Below are 14624 nucleotides of genomic sequence, written 5' to 3'. Positions count from 1 at the left end.
CTCACCATGAGGGCATCTCGCAGCGAAACAAGACCTCATCCTGAGGAGCCCGCGCAGCGGGCGTCTCGAAGGATGGACACAAGCATTCCTGCAAAGCGGCTTCCCGGGATTGCACTGGTCAGTATGACCATCTTATGAAAAGATCATACCGCTCGTGCGATAGGCGCGCAGTGGACAGAATGATTGTCGTGACGAAATTATCTTTGCGGGCGGTCGAGCCCCGAATGGTGCTGCTGTTCGGCGGGTTGATCGCGGCCAACATCGCGGCGTGGGCCTGGGCCTTCGCGGCGTTCGGTGACCGGCCGACGGTGATGGCGACCGCGCTGCTCGCCTGGGTGTTCGGCCTGCGCCATGCCGTCGATGCCGACCACATCGCCGCCATCGACAATGTCGTGCGCAAGCAGATGCAGGCAGGCGGCGCGCCGCGCAGTGTCGGTCTCTATTTCGCGCTCGGCCATTCCACAATCGTCGTGGTCGCGACCATGCTGCTCGCGCTCGGCGTCGTGAGCCTCGGTGGCGATAGCCTGCTCAAGGAGATCGGCGGCTTCATCGGCACGTCGGTCTCGGCGCTGTTCCTGCTGGTGATCGCGGCCATCAATCTCGTCATCTTCGCCGGCCTGTGGCGGACGTTTCGCGCGGCACGGGAGCAGGGGATTCACGACGCGGAGGGCCTCGATGCCCTGCTTGCCAATCGCGGCGTCCTCGCCCGGCTGCTCGGCCCGATGTTCCGCCTGGTGACAAAACCCTGGCACATGTATCCGCTTGGCTTCCTGTTCGGGCTCGGCTTCGACACCGCAACCGAGATCGGCCTGCTCAGCATCTCCGCCGGCGAAGCCGCGCGCGGCGCTTCGTTTGCCGATGTTCTCGTTTTCCCCGCGCTGTTCGCGTCGGGCATGGCGCTGGTCGACACCGCCGACTCCGCACTGATGGTGAGCGCCTATCGCTGGGCCTTCGTCGATCCGCTGCGAAAGCTCTGGTACAACCTCACCATCACCGGCGCCTCTGTGGCGGTGGCGCTGTTGATCGGCGGAATCGAGGCGCTCGGGCTGATCGCGGACCGGCTCGGCCTGTCCGGCGGCGTCTGGGCGCTGGTCGACGCGCTCAACGACTCGCTCGCCAATGTCGGTTTCGCCGTGATCGCGCTGTTCGCGATCGCATGGCTCGTCTCGGTCGTGCTCTATCGGCGCATGTTTGCGCTGGGCGGCGGCGCCGCGCCAAAAGTCCTGAAATGCGCCGATGCCCCCGAGGCGGTCTGAGCCCGGTCGACGCTGCGGAACGCTGACGGCATTTTCCGCCTTGGTGCTGCTCGCAGGTGGCGGTGACGCCTTCGCGCAGAACACAGGCGCCTCGCGTGAGCTGCCGCCGGTCCAAGTCAGCGGCGGCGACACGAAACCTCGCAAGAAGCCGGCCGTGGCGCGACGCGCCAGCGAGCCGGTCCAGTCCGGCGGCCGCATCGTTGTTGATTCCACAGCGATACAAGCGGCGGATGCGGGCGGTATCGCCTCCGGCGTCAAGGGCCCGCCGCCCGGCATGGCGAGCGAAATCACCGTCTCCGGCGAGGACATCAACGCGCGCCCTTTCACACGGCCGGGCGAGGCGCTCGAAGCCGTGCCGGGGCTGATCGTGACCCAGCATTCGGGCGAGGGCAAAGCCAACCAGTATTTTCTGCGCGGCTACAATCTCGACCACGGCACCGATCTCGCGATCGCCGTCGACGACGTGCCCGTCAACATGCGCACCCACGCGCATGGCCAGGGCTATGCGGACGTGAACTGGCTGATCCCGGAGACCATCGCCGCGATGGACGTGCGCAAGGGGCCGTACTTCGCCGACGAGGGCGATTTCGCCTCCGTCGGCAGCGTGCACATCGGCCTGATCGACCGCACCAAGGGCCTCGCCCAGGTGACCGCCGGCAGCTTTGGCTATCGCCGCCTCGTCGGCATGGACTCCGCGAAGGTCGGGGACGGCTCGCTGCTCGTCGCCGGCGAGATCGGCACCTATAATGGACCGTGGGACAATCCGGACAATGTCCGCAAGCTCAACGGCCTCGTACGCTACAGCCAGGGCACCGCGACGGATGGCGTATCGGTCACCGGCATGGCCTATGCGAACAAATGGAATTCGACCGACCAGGTGCCGCAGCGCGCGATCGCGCGTGGCCTGCTCGACCGGTTCGGCTCGGAAGATCCAAGCGACGGCGGCAGCACCAATCGCTTCGCGCTCTCCGCCCGCATCGCGCAGAGCGACGATGTGGGGTCGTGGAAAGCCAACGCCTATGTGGTGAAGAGCCAGCTCGACCTCTTCAACAACTTCACCTACTTCCTTGGCGATCCCGTGCTTGGCGACCAATTCCGTCAGCACGACGACCGCCTGATGGCCGGCGCCAACATCGCGCGCACGCTGAACGGCTCGTTTGCGGGGCTGCCGATGCAGACGACCATCGGCCTGCAATCGCGCCATGATTCGATCGATCTGGCGCTGACCAACAATTTTCGGCGCGGCTTCGTCTCCAACGTTCGCAGCGACAAGGTCGGCGAAGGCAGCGTCGGTGTCTACGCCGAAAACACCGTGCGCTGGACCGATTGGCTCCGGACCACTGTCGGCTTGCGCGGCGACTACTACGCTGCCGATGTCGCCTCGCTGTTCAATTCGAACAATTCCGGCCGTGCCGACGCCGCGCTGGGCAGCCCGAAATTCAGGCTGGTCCTCGGTCCGTTCAATCAGACTGAATTCTTCCTCGCCGCGGGCTACGGCATGCACTCGAACGACGCCCGCGGCGCCACTACGACCGAAGACCCCGGTGATCCCAGCGCGAGACTTTCGCCGTCGCCCCTGCTGGTGCGCACCAGGGGGGCGGAGGTCGGCGTTCGCAGCAGGACCGTTCCAGGCCTCGACAGCTCGCTCAGCGTCTTCATCCTCGACCAGGATTCCGAGATCCTGTTTTCCGGCGATGCCGGCGACACCTCGGCGACCCGCGCCAGCCGGCGCTACGGCTTCGAGTGGACCAACCATTATCGCCCGCGATCATGGATCGATATCGATGCCGATCTTGCGATGACGCATGCGCGCTTCCGCGGCACTGACAGCGACCAGGCCGAGGTCTACGCCTCGCTCGCCGGTTATCCCGAGGCGCAGGCCGGCAACGCGCCCGGCAATTACATTCCGAATGCGCCGGCGATGGTGGCATCAGCCGGCATCACGCTCGGCGAGAAGACCGGCTGGTTCGGGGGCTTGCGCTGGCGCTATCTGGCGTCGAGCCCACTGACGGAAGACAATGCGTTCCGCTCATCCGCGACCAGCGTCTTCAATGGACGCCTCGGCTATCGCATCGACAATGGCTGGCGCCTTCAGCTCGACGTGCTCAATCTCTTCAACACGCAGGCGAACCAGATCACCTACGCCTATGGGTCGCTGCTGAAAACCGACACGCTCTACGCCCTCTGTACCTCTGGCACCGCGCCCGCCGCGGTCTGCCAGAACGGCGTGATGGACACCGTGCTGCACCCGGTCGAGCCGCTGACGTTCCGCGTGACCATGGTGGGGGCGTTCTAGGCCGACGCCGCGCTCGCGACCTGCTCCGCTGGCAGATCGTCGGCATTGGGATCGCCCGGCGCGGTGGCCCAGGCCAATTCCACCAGCGTCACGAACCTGCGGCCGGCGCCGTCGAGCTGGCAGACGATCAGGCCCTGCTCTTCCATGTAGCCGAGCAGGCGCTGCGCCCGGCGCAGCGAATGCGAGCCGTAGGCGCGTGCGATGGCGGCGTCGCCGGGACACGGCCAGCCTTCTTTCGCCGCGCGCGCGATCATCATGAACACACCCTGCATGTCGTCGGGCAGAATCGAGGCGCGCAGCGACACCTCCTGCCAGGCGTCGTCCTCGGCATGCTCGGCGCCGAGCCCGGCGCGTGCGCGTGTCAGCATGCGGCGGAATTCGGTGAGATCGGGCACCGCCGAGCCGAGCCCCTCGATGCGGCAGCGAACCACGAACTCCTGGTACAACACGCCGACCGCGCGGAAACCGGCGTCGGGCGCGGCGAGCACGGCACGAAGGGTCCGATCCACGCGTTCGCGCCGTTCGGCGAGCTCTTCGGCACTGGTCGGGACCTCGATCATTTCGGGGCCGATCTCCGGTGCCGCAGCCTTGGCGGCGCGGAGTTGCTCGAGCAGATCTGGCGCGGGCCGGCGCTGCGGCCGGCTGGCATCGGGCGGCGGCGCGGCCAGGATCACGGCGCGCATATTCTCGAGTGCGGCTTCAGGCATCGGCATCAGCCGCGGGGTGGAATTGCGCGGCTGGGTTTCGGTCGCACCGATATTCAAACGCAGGGGGCGTCGCGACAGTGCGGGGCCGAGCGCCATGAATTGTCCGCGTTCGAGATCGCGAAAGGATTCGGCCTGCCGCCGCTCCATGCCGAGCAGGTCGGCGGCCCGCGCCATGTCGATGTCGAGGAAGGTGCGGCCCATCAGGAAGTTGGACGCTTCGGCCGCGACGTTCTTGGCGAGCTTTGCCAGCCGCTGGGTCGCGATGATCCCGGCAAGCCCGCGCTTGCGGCCGCGGCACATCAGATTTGTCATCGCGCCGAGCGACAATTTTCGCGCTTCGTCCGAGACTTCGCCCGCGACCGCAGGCGCAAACAGCTGCGCCTCGTCGACGACCACCAGCATCGGGTACCAATGGTCGCGGTCCACGTCGAACAGCCCGCCAAGGAAGGCCGCGGCGCGGCGCATCTGGTTCTCGGCGTCGAGCCCTTCGAGATTGAGCACGGTGGAGACCCGGTGCAGCCGCGCGCGCTCGCCGGCGACCTGAAGGCCGCGCTCGGTGTGATCCTCGGCCTCGATCACGAGATGGCCGAAATGCTCCGCCAGGGACACGAAATCACCTTCGGGATCGATGATCGCTTGCTGCACCCAGGGGGCGCTCTGTTCCAGCAGCCGCCGCAGCAAATGCGATTTGCCGGAGCCCGAATTCCCCTGCACCAGGAGGCGGGTCGCCAGCAGTTCCTCGAGGTCCATGGCCGCCGCGGCGCCCGCCGTGGTCTGCCCCATCTCGATCGCAACCGTCATGCCCGACTCAAGTCCCATCATTCGCGGACTGGGGCTTAACAACCCGGTCGCGGCGCGTCGAGCACCATGGCGAAAATGATGCGTTGTTGCCCACGGCGGAGTTCAGGCGTGATTCGATTGCCGTAGAAGTGCGGGCCGATAGGGGGCTTGCGGATCGTCGTCCTGGGGTATCGCTTGCGGGAGTTCCCCCGCTGATGTGCGAAACCGCCATTGCGCGGTGCGCTCGGCATGCGCCCAGTCAATGATGGGTGTGCGAAGTCCGGCAAAGGGGATCGCGGCCCGCTACAGCGCGCCCGATCCTCCCTGCACGATCTTCTCGTTGAGCTTCAGGTCCACGGTCTCGACCGTGCGGTCGATCTCTGCATTGGGCGCGCCGAGCTGATGCGAGATCAGCTTGACCAGCAGGTCCACGCGCTCGATGAAGGGCGCGCCGCCGGCCACCGCGCGTGCGGCCGATGACGGCTTCAGCAGGCTCTCGGCGGCCTTGGCGTATTTCGCGAACGGCACCTGGTCCTGCGGATCGGCGCCGAGACGCCGGGCGATGGCGTCGACATGCTCGTAGATCGTTTGCGAGCGCGCGAGATCACCGTGCACGGCATCGCGGATCGACTGCGGCTCGTGCGGCGTGATGCAGCGGTAGTTGCCGGTCAGCAGCATCGACCATTTCGCCAGCGGCACGAACAGAGAATCGAACACCTTCAGCTTCACCGGCACGTCGTGACCGTCGAGGGTCACCGCGTCGATGTCGGCTTCGAGCTCGCGCAGCACCTTGTTGTGCTTCTCGTCCGCGAACACCGATGCCTTGAAATTCGTGGGCAGGCCGACGTGGAGCACGTTCGCAGCCTCTTCCGGCGGACGGAACGCCTGCGGGTCGGGCGAGCACAGGGTCACCAGCCCGGGCTCGAAGCGCTCCCACACCTGCGCATTGGTGTAGGCCTCTTCGAGATCCATGTCTGCGAGCGAGGGGATCCGCTTCAGATAGGGCAGCGGCGGCATGTTCATGATCGACAGGCACGGCAACTTCGCCGCCGCGATCCTGACCATGAGAACGCGTACCGTGTGGTTGGTGTATTGCGGCTCCTGCATCGCAAGGCCGACCATGTCGTAACGCGACAAATCCACATTGGCGGGTGTCACGGCGTCGAGCTTGCCGGGCAGGTCGCGCGAGAAGATGGCGCGGTGAACCGCCTCGTCACGCAACTTGATGCGCACCTCGGTACCCTCGCGGTTGATCAGCTCCGCGGTCTTGGCGCGGCAGACCAGGGTCACGTTGTGCCCCGCCATCAGCAGCTTCGTGCCCAGCAGGGAACCGTAGGAAGCCCCGAGAATCAGGATGTTACGCGCCATGTCTCGTCCCTTTGACGATTTGTGTGATGAGCCCGGCCATCATCCGCGGGCGAGTTTGGCGGGCATGTAAGGCAAAGTGCGTGAGGATGGCAACTGGTATAATGGATGCAAGGGCTGGGCGAATATGACATGGCCCGATGGAGCGCAGCGCGATCCCGGGCGGCTCGCGCGGCATTCGGCACCTTCCCGGATTACGCTTGCGCTCCATCCGGCTATGCGACCGCCTCTGTGTCGCCCCCTGTCAATCCGCGCACGCAAAAATATTCTGCTTTACCGAAATTCGGTTTTGTCGTATGTGTCGGTCATCCCGGCTCATCCTTGAGGGGCGATCTCGTTGTCGTCTTGATTGCGAGCCGGGCTTGCAGTGGACGCGGCAGCGTCGGCATGAGAGGTGCGGGCAGGGCGGGTAGTCCCTGTGAGCCCGCAACCGCCTGCGGACGAGCGGCGCTGCTAGGCTTCGTCTCGTCTGTAAGTTTCCGGCTTGGTCGACAGGGCTGGAAAAACTGCGGCGAAATGGCGGGCCGTGCGTACGGCAAAACCGTGTGGTCCTGGCCGTCGTTGCTACGGTCAAGTTTTCGCGGAGGTGTGTGCGAGCCCAACCGGGCGGACAGCATCATCCAAATTCGCGAGGCGAGGGAGGCCAGAAGGAAAGTTCGGCTCCCGGGAGAGCACGGCATAAGCCGTCCAACCATCGCGCAGGGAAGGCCGAGTGATTGGCACCACCTGTATGCTGCTGTGCGGTTTTCCTGCGTGTGCTTTTCGCGCAGCGGACCGCGGGTGCGAGGTCAGCACCCGGCCTTCCCTGCGCCCTCTTGGACAAGAGGGTGGAATGACCAGGCAAAGCTCGGGCGAAACGCGCCGCGAGGATGAGAAGCTGTATGTGCAAGTTAGATACGAATGCGACGATGGATTTCACTCTCGTGCCCCGGACGCAGCGCAGCGCCCTTGCGGTGCGCTGCAGAGCCGGGGCCCATGTCGCGACATTGGACCGTGTCGTCATGTGGATCCCGGCTCTGCGCTGCAACGCTTCGCGCTGCAGCTTGTCCGGGACACGAGAGACGAAATTGTCCGCAAGTTCAGCGCAAGCTCGGCCTGCGGAATCTACGCGTGCCTCACCTCTGGTTCGCCACGCGCGCGCGGTCGAGATGCTCCTCGATCTTGGGACGGTCGCGGGTGCGCTCGAAACTGGTGCAGAGCAGTTCGGTCTCCTCGAGCGAAACCGGGGCGCGATACAGCCGGCACATGAATTCGGCCGTTGCGCGTCCCTTGCCGGTACCCGGCCCGCGTTCGGCGAGAAACATGCAGTCTCGGCAGATGCTGGCATCGAGCCGCTGATGTGCCGCGTCGAGGTGATTGAGGATCTCGCGCAGCGAATCGCGCAGCCTGACGCACTCGTCTGGTCCGAGCGCCGTGACCGCGTTCAGCACGTGATTGATCGGATCGTGCTGGTTCAGGCACTTTTCGCCCTGCGCCGTGACGTGCAGCACGACAGAACGCTTGTCCTCGTGCGACGGCTTTCGCACCAGGAAAGACTTGCTCTCCAGCGTTTTCACGATCTGCGATGCGGTCGCCCTGGTGGCGCCGATGAAGCCGGCGAGCGCGGACGGCGTGCGTGAAAACCTGTTCGCCCGGCCGAGAAAGCGCAGCGCCATCCATTCCCGGTCGCGCAACCCATGCTGATTGCCTTCGAAATACCAAGCCCTCGCCGCCTGAACCAGCAGCTCGACGGCTTCTCTTGCCAATGGCATGAATTCCTACCTTGCCCCGGGAATCACGTTTGCGGCGCCCCGGAGCCGCCTTCCGTCGTTGCGTACCAGCCGTTTGCGAGAAGCCGTACTGACCGCAACGCCCGACATATGCACCGTGCTCTTCTCTGGCGTGAAGGCACGGCCTGCCCGGCGCCCGACCTGGACTGATGAGCACTGCAAGCTATGGCGCGGGAGGTGATGTTGCTGTTGGTATGCCATTCGCGGCGTCGTCGTACGGGAGCCCGAATAGCCGTCGCCAGCAGACGATGGATCGGAGTAGTTCAACCGAAGCCCCTAAGGTTCAAGTCATACGCAGACGTTTCTTATCTTCGACGAAACGATGAATGAGCTTCTCAACAAAATCAAGTAGAGACCCTCTCGGAGACTGGATGTGGTCGCAGGCGAATGTAACGTTCAAGACAATCTCGCGCTTCGGGGACACATGATGGTGAACGCAATGTCCCACCAGCAACATGCACGCGACTATGCGACAGTTTCATTGCACGGCACGTTGTTGGCCGTCGTTGATGCAAGTTGATCGAAGCTTGTGCATGACGACGATGTACGTCGGCATGTCATCCACAACTTGTGCGTTCTGCCAAGGATTGTCCGAGGGAACTCACAGGAATTGCACGCGGCGGTTGTCCAGCCCCTATCGAGGGATCGCCGGTTCAGTCGCATTCGGCGCGGCTGCGCAATTTTCCTCACCCGAACGGTGGAGGCGATCACGGTGGAAGCCGGAGAAGGGCGCGTATGCGCATGCGCTGGAAGCGTGGCGGCATGCGCAATCGCCTGTCGAAAACAAGGAGCGAGTGATCGCGGGGCGCCTCGCGCCCCGACTCATGCTGAGACTTGCTAGTCGCCCTTGAGCATGTCCCGCAACTCGCGGAACGGATCGGCGCTTGGCGGAGCCGAGGCGTCCTGCCGCATCGCGCCGTAGATCCTCGGGACCATGTCGACCGCCTGGTCCAGACCCGAATCACGTCCCGCCTGGTATCCACCCATCAGGCGAAGGTCGCGCGTGTCCTCGTATTTGGCGATCATGGCGCGCAGCTTGCTCACCAATTCGCGCTCTTCGGGGTCCCAGACATTATGGGCGAGGCGCGAGACCGAACCCAGAACGTCCACCGCCGGGTAACGCGCCTGGTCGGCGATGTGCCTGGAGAGCACGATGTGTCCATCGAGTGTGCTGCGGATGGTATCGGCGATCGGCTCGTTGTGATCGTCGCCGTCCACCAGCACGGAGAAAATCCCGGTGATCGTCCCGGACCCCTCCTCGCCGGGTCCGGCGCGCTCCAGAAGGCGCGGCAGATCGGTGAAGACGGTGGGTGCGTAGCCGCGCGCGACCGCGGGCTCACCGGCGGCGAGCGCCACTTCACGGGCGGCGTGGGCGAAGCGGGTGATCGAATCGACCATGAGCAGGACCGATTCGCCCCGGTCTCGGAAATATTCGGCGACCGCCATGGCCGTCTTCGGCGCCAGTCGCCGCATCATCGGGCTCTCGTCTCCCGTCGACACGATCGTGACAGCGCGGTGACGATCGGCGCCCAGCACGTCCTCGATGAACTCGCGCACCTCGCGGCCGCGCTCGCCCACCAGGGCCAGCACGACCGTGTCAAAACCCTGACTGCGGGCGAGCATCGCAAGCAGTGTCGATTTACCGACACCGGAGCCGGCAAAGATGCCGACGCGCTGGCCGGCACAGATCGGGGAGAACAGGTCGATGACGCGTACGCCGGTGCGCAGCGGCTTGTGGACCCGCGCGCGCTTCATGGCCGAAGGCGCCTCCGCCTCGGCCGAGACCGGACGCGATCCGGGGGTGAGAGGGCCCTGTCCGTCCAGCGGCGCCCCGAGCGCGTTGATGACGCGACCCTTCCAGCTTGGATCGGGCGCGAAGGACAGGGGGGGCATCCGGTAGGCGACCGAGCCGAGGCCGCCAGCGAACTGCCGGTCGAACGGCTTGGCGATGATGCCCTCGCTGTCGATCCGCACCACCTCGCCGATCTGGGGCCTGCCGCCGGAGTTGACGCCGATCAGTTCGCCGAGCCTGACGAAGCGCGACAGGCCGGAGACGCGGAAATGCGTCGAAGCGATCTCGGAGATCGCGCCGCTGACGCTTGCCAGGGGAGTGCTCTGCTGAAGCTCCAGCAGCGCCCACTCAAGTTGCCGAAGAGCGTTCAAGGAAACCGTCCAACCTCAATGCGCGCGGGGCGCAGTCTATTTGCCGGGTTCGCCCAGCGTCCGGATTGCGTTCTGGAGCGAGCTCTCGGTGCCTTCGATCATCGAATTGGTGCCGTCGAAGGCGCGCGAGGCCGCGATCAGCTTCGTCAATTCCATCATCGGATTGGCCCCGGAGCCCTCGACATAGCCCTGCTTGAAGCCGTCGCGGGAGAAGTCGGCGATGGCGGTCGCAGGCCGGTTGGGCGTGACGCCCGAATTGCCGTAGCGGTCGAGATTGGCGTCGGCGGGAATGTTGAACAGGCCGATGGTGCCGATCTCGTTGTTGTCCTGGGTGATCGCGCCGCTGCGCGCGATCGAGACCGGTCCGCCGTTCGGATCGAGGGTGATCTGCGCGCCGCCGGAATCGATGACGGGGAAGCCGGACACGGTCTGAAGGTCGCCGTTGGCGGCGATCTGGAGACGGCCGTCGCGCGTATAGACCGTGCCGTTCGGACCGGCGAATGCGATCCAGCCCTGTCCGACCACGGCGACGTCGAGCGGGTTGCCGCTCTCCGTGATGCTGCCCATCTCGCGCGAGATGATGTTGTCGCCGGGCGAGGAGAAGGCGACCGGGTTCGCGCCCGCCTTGGACAGCACGGTCTCGAACTTCACCACGTCGGTGCGGAACGCCGCCGTGTTGACGTTGGCGACGTTGTTGGCGATCGTCTGGAGACGTTTTTCGAGGGCGACCTGCGCCGACAATCCTACATAGAGGGCCGATTGCATGACTTACCTGTTGAACTTGATGTTCTGAAGTGTCGTGAGCACGTTGGTGTCCATGCCGATCGACGGTGCGGCGCCGCCGATCAGGACCAGCGCCGGGTTGGTCGAGGCGTCGCTCTGGGCCTGGGTCGCATCCCACATCGCCGCGAAGCGCTGCACGAATTTGGTGACCTTGGCCGGGTCCTGGAAATCGGTGAGGTTGATCTTGCTCGTGATCATCTTGGCTTGGGCATCGATATCAGCCGAACTGATCGTCGACGGCAGGCCGAGCGCCGTCTGGACCACTTGCGTCATCGCCTTGTCCGCGAGGATCTGGTAGGAATTGGTGATCGTGGAGGCCTTGCGCGTGAAATAGAGCGCCAGCCGCAGGCCCTCGTTCTGGTCGCCGGCCTTCTCCTCCATCGTCTGCGTGACGTATTGGGTCGCCGTGCCGGTCGTGGCCGCGGCGGTTTGGGTGGCCTTGTCGCCGAGGGCTGCGAAATTGAACGCGGCGGCGAATTGCCGGTAGCGGGTGTCGGTCAGCTTGTTGGCGAAGGTCTTGTTGTCGGCGATACCCTCGGTCAGCACCTTGCGCATGAACGCCTTGGCATAGGCCATGTCGCCGAGGCCATATGCCTTCATCGCGTAGGAATAGAGGCGATAGTCCTTCAGGAAGTCGTCGATCGTCTTCACGTTGCCGATGTGGCTGAGGAAGTAATCGGTGTCGCGGCTGACGTCCGGCTGCGTCGCGACCTGTGTCAGCGACTTGCCCATGTCCTTGGTCAGTCTGGTGTAGTCCGCGATGGTGGATAGCATGACCCGCGCCCCTCTGGCCGCTCTCGCGACGTCGTCCCAAGCTGCCGTGAATTGCTTGCGCGAGGCTGGCGAGGGGGAAGCCAGCCTCGCGCAAGGCTCGCCGACTAGATATTCCCGATGGGATCGGTGATGGAGCGGCGCGTTGGGCAGTTTCGTGGGGATCGTCATCACGGTAGCGGCACTGCTGGGCGGATTCGCCGCCATGGGCGGGCATCTGGGCGTGCTCATGCAGCCGTGGGAGTTCGTGATCATCATGGGCACCGCGGCCGGCACCTTCATCATGGCCAATCCCTGGAAGACGGTCGCGGATACCGGGCTTGCCTGCGTGCAGGCAGTGACGGGAGCGGTGCCCGGTCAGCGCTACTATCTCGATCTGCTCGGCGCGCTGCACGCGCTGATGCGGGAGCTGCGGGGCAAGGGCCGCAACGAGGTCGAGGCGCATATCGACGATCCCGCGTCCTCCGAGATCTTCAAGGCGTTCCCGAGCGTGCTCGGAGATCCGTCGCTGCTGCAGTTCATCTGCGACTACGTCCGCCTCATCATCATGGGTAACGCGCGAACGCACGAGATCGAAGCGCTGATGGACGAAGAGATCCACACCATCGTGAAGAGCAAGCTGGCGCCCTACCACGCGCTGGTGGTGGTCTCGGAAGCTCTGCCTGCGCTCGGCATCGTCGCCGCGGTGCTCGGCGTCATCAAGGCCATGGGCGCGCTTGACCAGTCGCCGAAGCTGCTGGGCGGCTTCATCGGCGCCGCCCTCGTCGGCACTTTCGCCGGCATTTTCCTGTCCTACGGCATCATTTCGCCCTTCGCGATGAAGGTGAAGATGACGCGGGAGAAGCGTTGCCGGCCCTACATCATCGTCAAGCAGACGCTGCTGGCGTTCATGAACGGCGCCATGCCGCAGATCGCCGTCGAGCACGGCCGCAAGATGATTGCGAGCCCCGAGCGGCCCTCGATCGACGTCGTCGAGAACGAGACGATCGCGGGCCCCAAGGCGGTCGTGACCGAGGTTGAACCGAAGGCTGCGCGCGCATCATGATGGAAGCCCTCGACGTCGATCAGCGCAAGCCGCTGCCGAACTATCTGCTGGACGCCGCCGGCATCTCGATCGAACGCATGCCGATGCTCAATGTGATCTTCGATCGCATGGCAGCATCGTGCACGGACAGCCTGCAGCCGATGGCTGGAACGCCATGCTATTTCTCGGTCAACGGCATCACCAACGATCGTGTCGGCGACATCATCAAGGACTACGAGGCCAACGCGGTTGCGGCCGTGCTCTATGCCGAGCAGTGGGACTCCCGCATCATCATCATGCTCGACCGCGACTTCGTGTTCACGATGGTCGAGGCGATGTTCGGCTCCGACGGCGCCGAACCGCCGCTCGACGTCGAGCGCAGCTTCTCGAACATCGAGATCCGCCTGGTCCAGGCGCTATTCGAGCGGTTCGCCAAGGCGTTGCAATCCGCTTTCGCGGGCACCTCCAACGTCACCTTCCGCGTGGAGCGGGTCGAGACCGCCATGGCCTCGCTGGCGATCGGGCGGAGCGGCAACATGTCGATCTGCGCGAACATCATGCTGCAGGCGCTCTACCGCGGCGGTCAGATGTTCCTCATCATTCCGCACTCCGCGCTCAACCCGCTCAGGCAGAAGCTCGCGACCGTCGTCGTCAGCGACGGCCGCGCCGCCGATCCGCGCTGGCGCGAGCAGATGGAGACCGAGGTTCACCGCACCGAGGTGACGCTGAGCGCCGTGCTGGACGAGAAGATGATTTCGCTCGGCGACGTCGTGAAGTTCCAGGTCGGACAGGTGCTCGAGCTCGAAGCCACGCCGCGCACGCTGGCTCGACTCGAGAGCAACAACCAGGTGCTGTTCTGGTGTCAGATCGGCCAGCTTGATGGCTATTACGCCATGCAGGTGGCAGATCCCGTCGATCAGAAACGGGAGTTCGTCGATGATATCCTATCTCGTTGATGCCGTGCTGCTGATAGCGCTCGCCTTCACCAGCATGCGGGTGACCCGGATGCATCGCGAGCTGGCGCGGTTGCGCAGCTACCAGGGCGAGTTCTCGACCATCGTCCTGGAGACGGCGGGCGCGTTCGACACGGTCATCACCGCGGCGCATGATTCCACCGCAAATCTCGGGCGGCTCGCCAACGTGCTGAGCACGAAGATCGATCAGGCCCACGAGGCGATCGCGGCGCTCGATGCGAGGAGCGGGCTCGCATCCGCGGCGACCGCGGGCGGCGCCGACGTGAACAAGCATTGAAGTCGAAGCCGGCGGAATAAATACGATCGGAACGTCGCGGCGCTCCGTGAGCGGAAATACCAAGAGGCGATACCAGATGGCGCAATCCTTCGACTATGAGTCAGCATCGGCGTCCGACGACGGGCATACCGAGACATCTCCGCTGGAGCGGCTGGCGGAGATCGCCGCGCGCACTGCGGAGGAGACTGGCAAATTCGCCAATGTCGATGCCATCCTGCGCATTCCCGTGACCATGCAGGTGGTGCTGGGATCGGCGACCATTCCGGTGGCAAACCTGATGAAGCTCGGCCGCGGCGCGGTGGTTCCGCTCGACCACCGGGTCGGCGAACCCGTCGACGTCGTCGTCAACGGCCGCGTCGTCGCCCGCGGCGAGGTGGTCGTGGTCGAAGAAGACAATTCCCGCTTCGGCGTCTCACTCACCGAAATTGTCGGGCCGTTGGGACAGGGTGATACCTGACC

Annotated in this window: 12 protein-coding genes; 6 read left to right on the top strand and 6 right to left on the bottom strand. The window is 64.9% G+C overall.

Going from position 1 to position 14624, the window contains the following annotated elements; translation table 11 throughout:
- The first annotated feature begins 224 nt into the window (after positions 1–224).
- Both BRA471DRAFT_RS29470 and BRA471DRAFT_RS29465 read left to right on the top strand, forming a co-directional pair.
- Positions 225–1256, top strand: coding sequence for a HoxN/HupN/NixA family nickel/cobalt transporter (locus tag BRA471DRAFT_RS29470; RefSeq protein WP_007613981.1), 1032 nt, complete (start codon positions 225–227; stop codon positions 1254–1256).
- On the top strand, positions 1237–3552 hold the full coding sequence (locus BRA471DRAFT_RS29465; RefSeq protein ID WP_007613979.1) for a TonB-dependent receptor: 2316 nt from the start codon (positions 1237–1239) through the stop codon (positions 3550–3552). Before BRA471DRAFT_RS29470 ends, BRA471DRAFT_RS29465 begins: the two co-directional genes overlap by 20 nt.
- On the opposite strand, the gene BRA471DRAFT_RS29460 is transcribed toward BRA471DRAFT_RS29465, so the two are convergent.
- From BRA471DRAFT_RS29460 to BRA471DRAFT_RS29435, 6 genes are all read right to left on the bottom strand, one after another.
- Positions 3549–5060: an ATP-binding protein gene (locus BRA471DRAFT_RS29460; protein ID WP_007613978.1), complete on the bottom strand. Its 1512-nt coding sequence runs from the start codon at positions 5058–5060 to the stop codon at positions 3549–3551. The two genes, BRA471DRAFT_RS29465 and BRA471DRAFT_RS29460, sit on opposite strands and share 4 nt — an antisense overlap.
- Positions 5061–5342: 282 nt before the next feature.
- Complete coding sequence (locus BRA471DRAFT_RS29455; protein WP_007595931.1) at positions 5343–6407, bottom strand: ketopantoate reductase family protein; 1065 nt, start codon at positions 6405–6407, stop codon at positions 5343–5345.
- A gap of 1112 nt (positions 6408–7519) precedes the next feature.
- Positions 7520–8155, bottom strand: coding sequence for a MarR family winged helix-turn-helix transcriptional regulator (locus BRA471DRAFT_RS29450; RefSeq protein WP_007613976.1), 636 nt, complete (start codon positions 8153–8155; stop codon positions 7520–7522).
- 855 nt (positions 8156–9010) lie between these two features.
- On the bottom strand, positions 9011–10336 hold the full coding sequence (gene fliI, locus BRA471DRAFT_RS29445) for a flagellar protein export ATPase FliI (protein ID WP_007613975.1): 1326 nt from the start codon (positions 10334–10336) through the stop codon (positions 9011–9013).
- A 36-nt stretch (positions 10337–10372) separates the two neighbouring features.
- Entirely contained in the window at positions 10373–11101 is a 729-nt protein-coding gene (gene flgF / locus BRA471DRAFT_RS29440) for a flagellar basal-body rod protein FlgF (RefSeq protein ID WP_007595915.1), read from the bottom strand.
- A gap of 3 nt (positions 11102–11104) precedes the next feature.
- Positions 11105–11893 carry a DUF1217 domain-containing protein gene (locus BRA471DRAFT_RS29435; RefSeq protein ID WP_007613973.1) on the bottom strand — a complete coding sequence of 263 codons (789 nt, stop codon included), beginning with the start codon at positions 11891–11893 and terminating at the stop codon, positions 11105–11107.
- A 142-nt stretch (positions 11894–12035) separates the two neighbouring features.
- Here BRA471DRAFT_RS29435 and motA point away from each other — a divergent pair, with 142 nt between their 5' ends.
- The 4 genes from motA (at position 12036) to fliN (ending at position 14622) form a co-directional block, all read left to right on the top strand.
- Positions 12036–12935 (top strand): flagellar motor stator protein MotA, encoded by a 900-nt coding sequence (gene motA, locus BRA471DRAFT_RS29430; protein ID WP_007613972.1) that lies wholly within the window; start codon positions 12036–12038, stop codon positions 12933–12935.
- Positions 12932–13870 (top strand): flagellar motor switch protein FliM, encoded by a 939-nt coding sequence (locus tag BRA471DRAFT_RS29425; RefSeq protein ID WP_007613971.1) that lies wholly within the window; start codon positions 12932–12934, stop codon positions 13868–13870. Before motA ends, BRA471DRAFT_RS29425 begins: the two co-directional genes overlap by 4 nt.
- Complete coding sequence (locus tag BRA471DRAFT_RS29420) at positions 13851–14165, top strand: hypothetical protein (RefSeq protein WP_007613970.1); 315 nt, start codon at positions 13851–13853, stop codon at positions 14163–14165. Before BRA471DRAFT_RS29425 ends, BRA471DRAFT_RS29420 begins: the two co-directional genes overlap by 20 nt.
- Positions 14166–14241: 76 nt before the next feature.
- Positions 14242–14622: a flagellar motor switch protein FliN gene (fliN, locus tag BRA471DRAFT_RS29415; protein WP_007613969.1), complete on the top strand. Its 381-nt coding sequence runs from the start codon at positions 14242–14244 to the stop codon at positions 14620–14622.
- Positions 14623–14624: the final 2 nt, after the last annotated feature.

The organism is Bradyrhizobium sp. WSM471 (genome assembly GCF_000244915.1).
Taxonomy (GTDB): Bacteria; Pseudomonadota; Alphaproteobacteria; order Rhizobiales; family Xanthobacteraceae; genus Bradyrhizobium.
This window is presented reverse-complemented; position numbering and strand designations above follow the sequence as displayed.

What these genes read in the sequence shown, in the direction of transcription:
- BRA471DRAFT_RS29420 (WP_007613970.1), top strand. Translation starts at nt 13,851, where the DNA reads ATGATATCCTATCTCGTTGATGCCGTGCTGCTGATAGCGCTCGCCTTC.
- BRA471DRAFT_RS29450 (WP_007613976.1), bottom strand. Translation starts at nt 8,155, where the DNA reads ATGCCATTGGCAAGAGAAGCCGTCGAGCTGCTGGTTCAGGCGGCGAGG.
- BRA471DRAFT_RS29455 (WP_007595931.1), bottom strand. Translation starts at nt 6,407, where the DNA reads ATGGCGCGTAACATCCTGATTCTCGGGGCTTCCTACGGTTCCCTGCTG.
- BRA471DRAFT_RS29470 (WP_007613981.1), top strand. Translation starts at nt 225, where the DNA reads ATGGTGCTGCTGTTCGGCGGGTTGATCGCGGCCAACATCGCGGCGTGG.
- BRA471DRAFT_RS29460 (WP_007613978.1), bottom strand. Translation starts at nt 5,060, where the DNA reads ATGACGGTTGCGATCGAGATGGGGCAGACCACGGCGGGCGCCGCGGCG.
- BRA471DRAFT_RS29465 (WP_007613979.1), top strand. Translation starts at nt 1,237, where the DNA reads ATGCCCCCGAGGCGGTCTGAGCCCGGTCGACGCTGCGGAACGCTGACG.
- fliN (WP_007613969.1), top strand. Translation starts at nt 14,242, where the DNA reads ATGGCGCAATCCTTCGACTATGAGTCAGCATCGGCGTCCGACGACGGG.
- flgF (WP_007595915.1), bottom strand. Translation starts at nt 11,101, where the DNA reads ATGCAATCGGCCCTCTATGTAGGATTGTCGGCGCAGGTCGCCCTCGAA.
- BRA471DRAFT_RS29435 (WP_007613973.1), bottom strand. Translation starts at nt 11,893, where the DNA reads ATGCTATCCACCATCGCGGACTACACCAGACTGACCAAGGACATGGGC.
- BRA471DRAFT_RS29425 (WP_007613971.1), top strand. Translation starts at nt 12,932, where the DNA reads ATGATGGAAGCCCTCGACGTCGATCAGCGCAAGCCGCTGCCGAACTAT.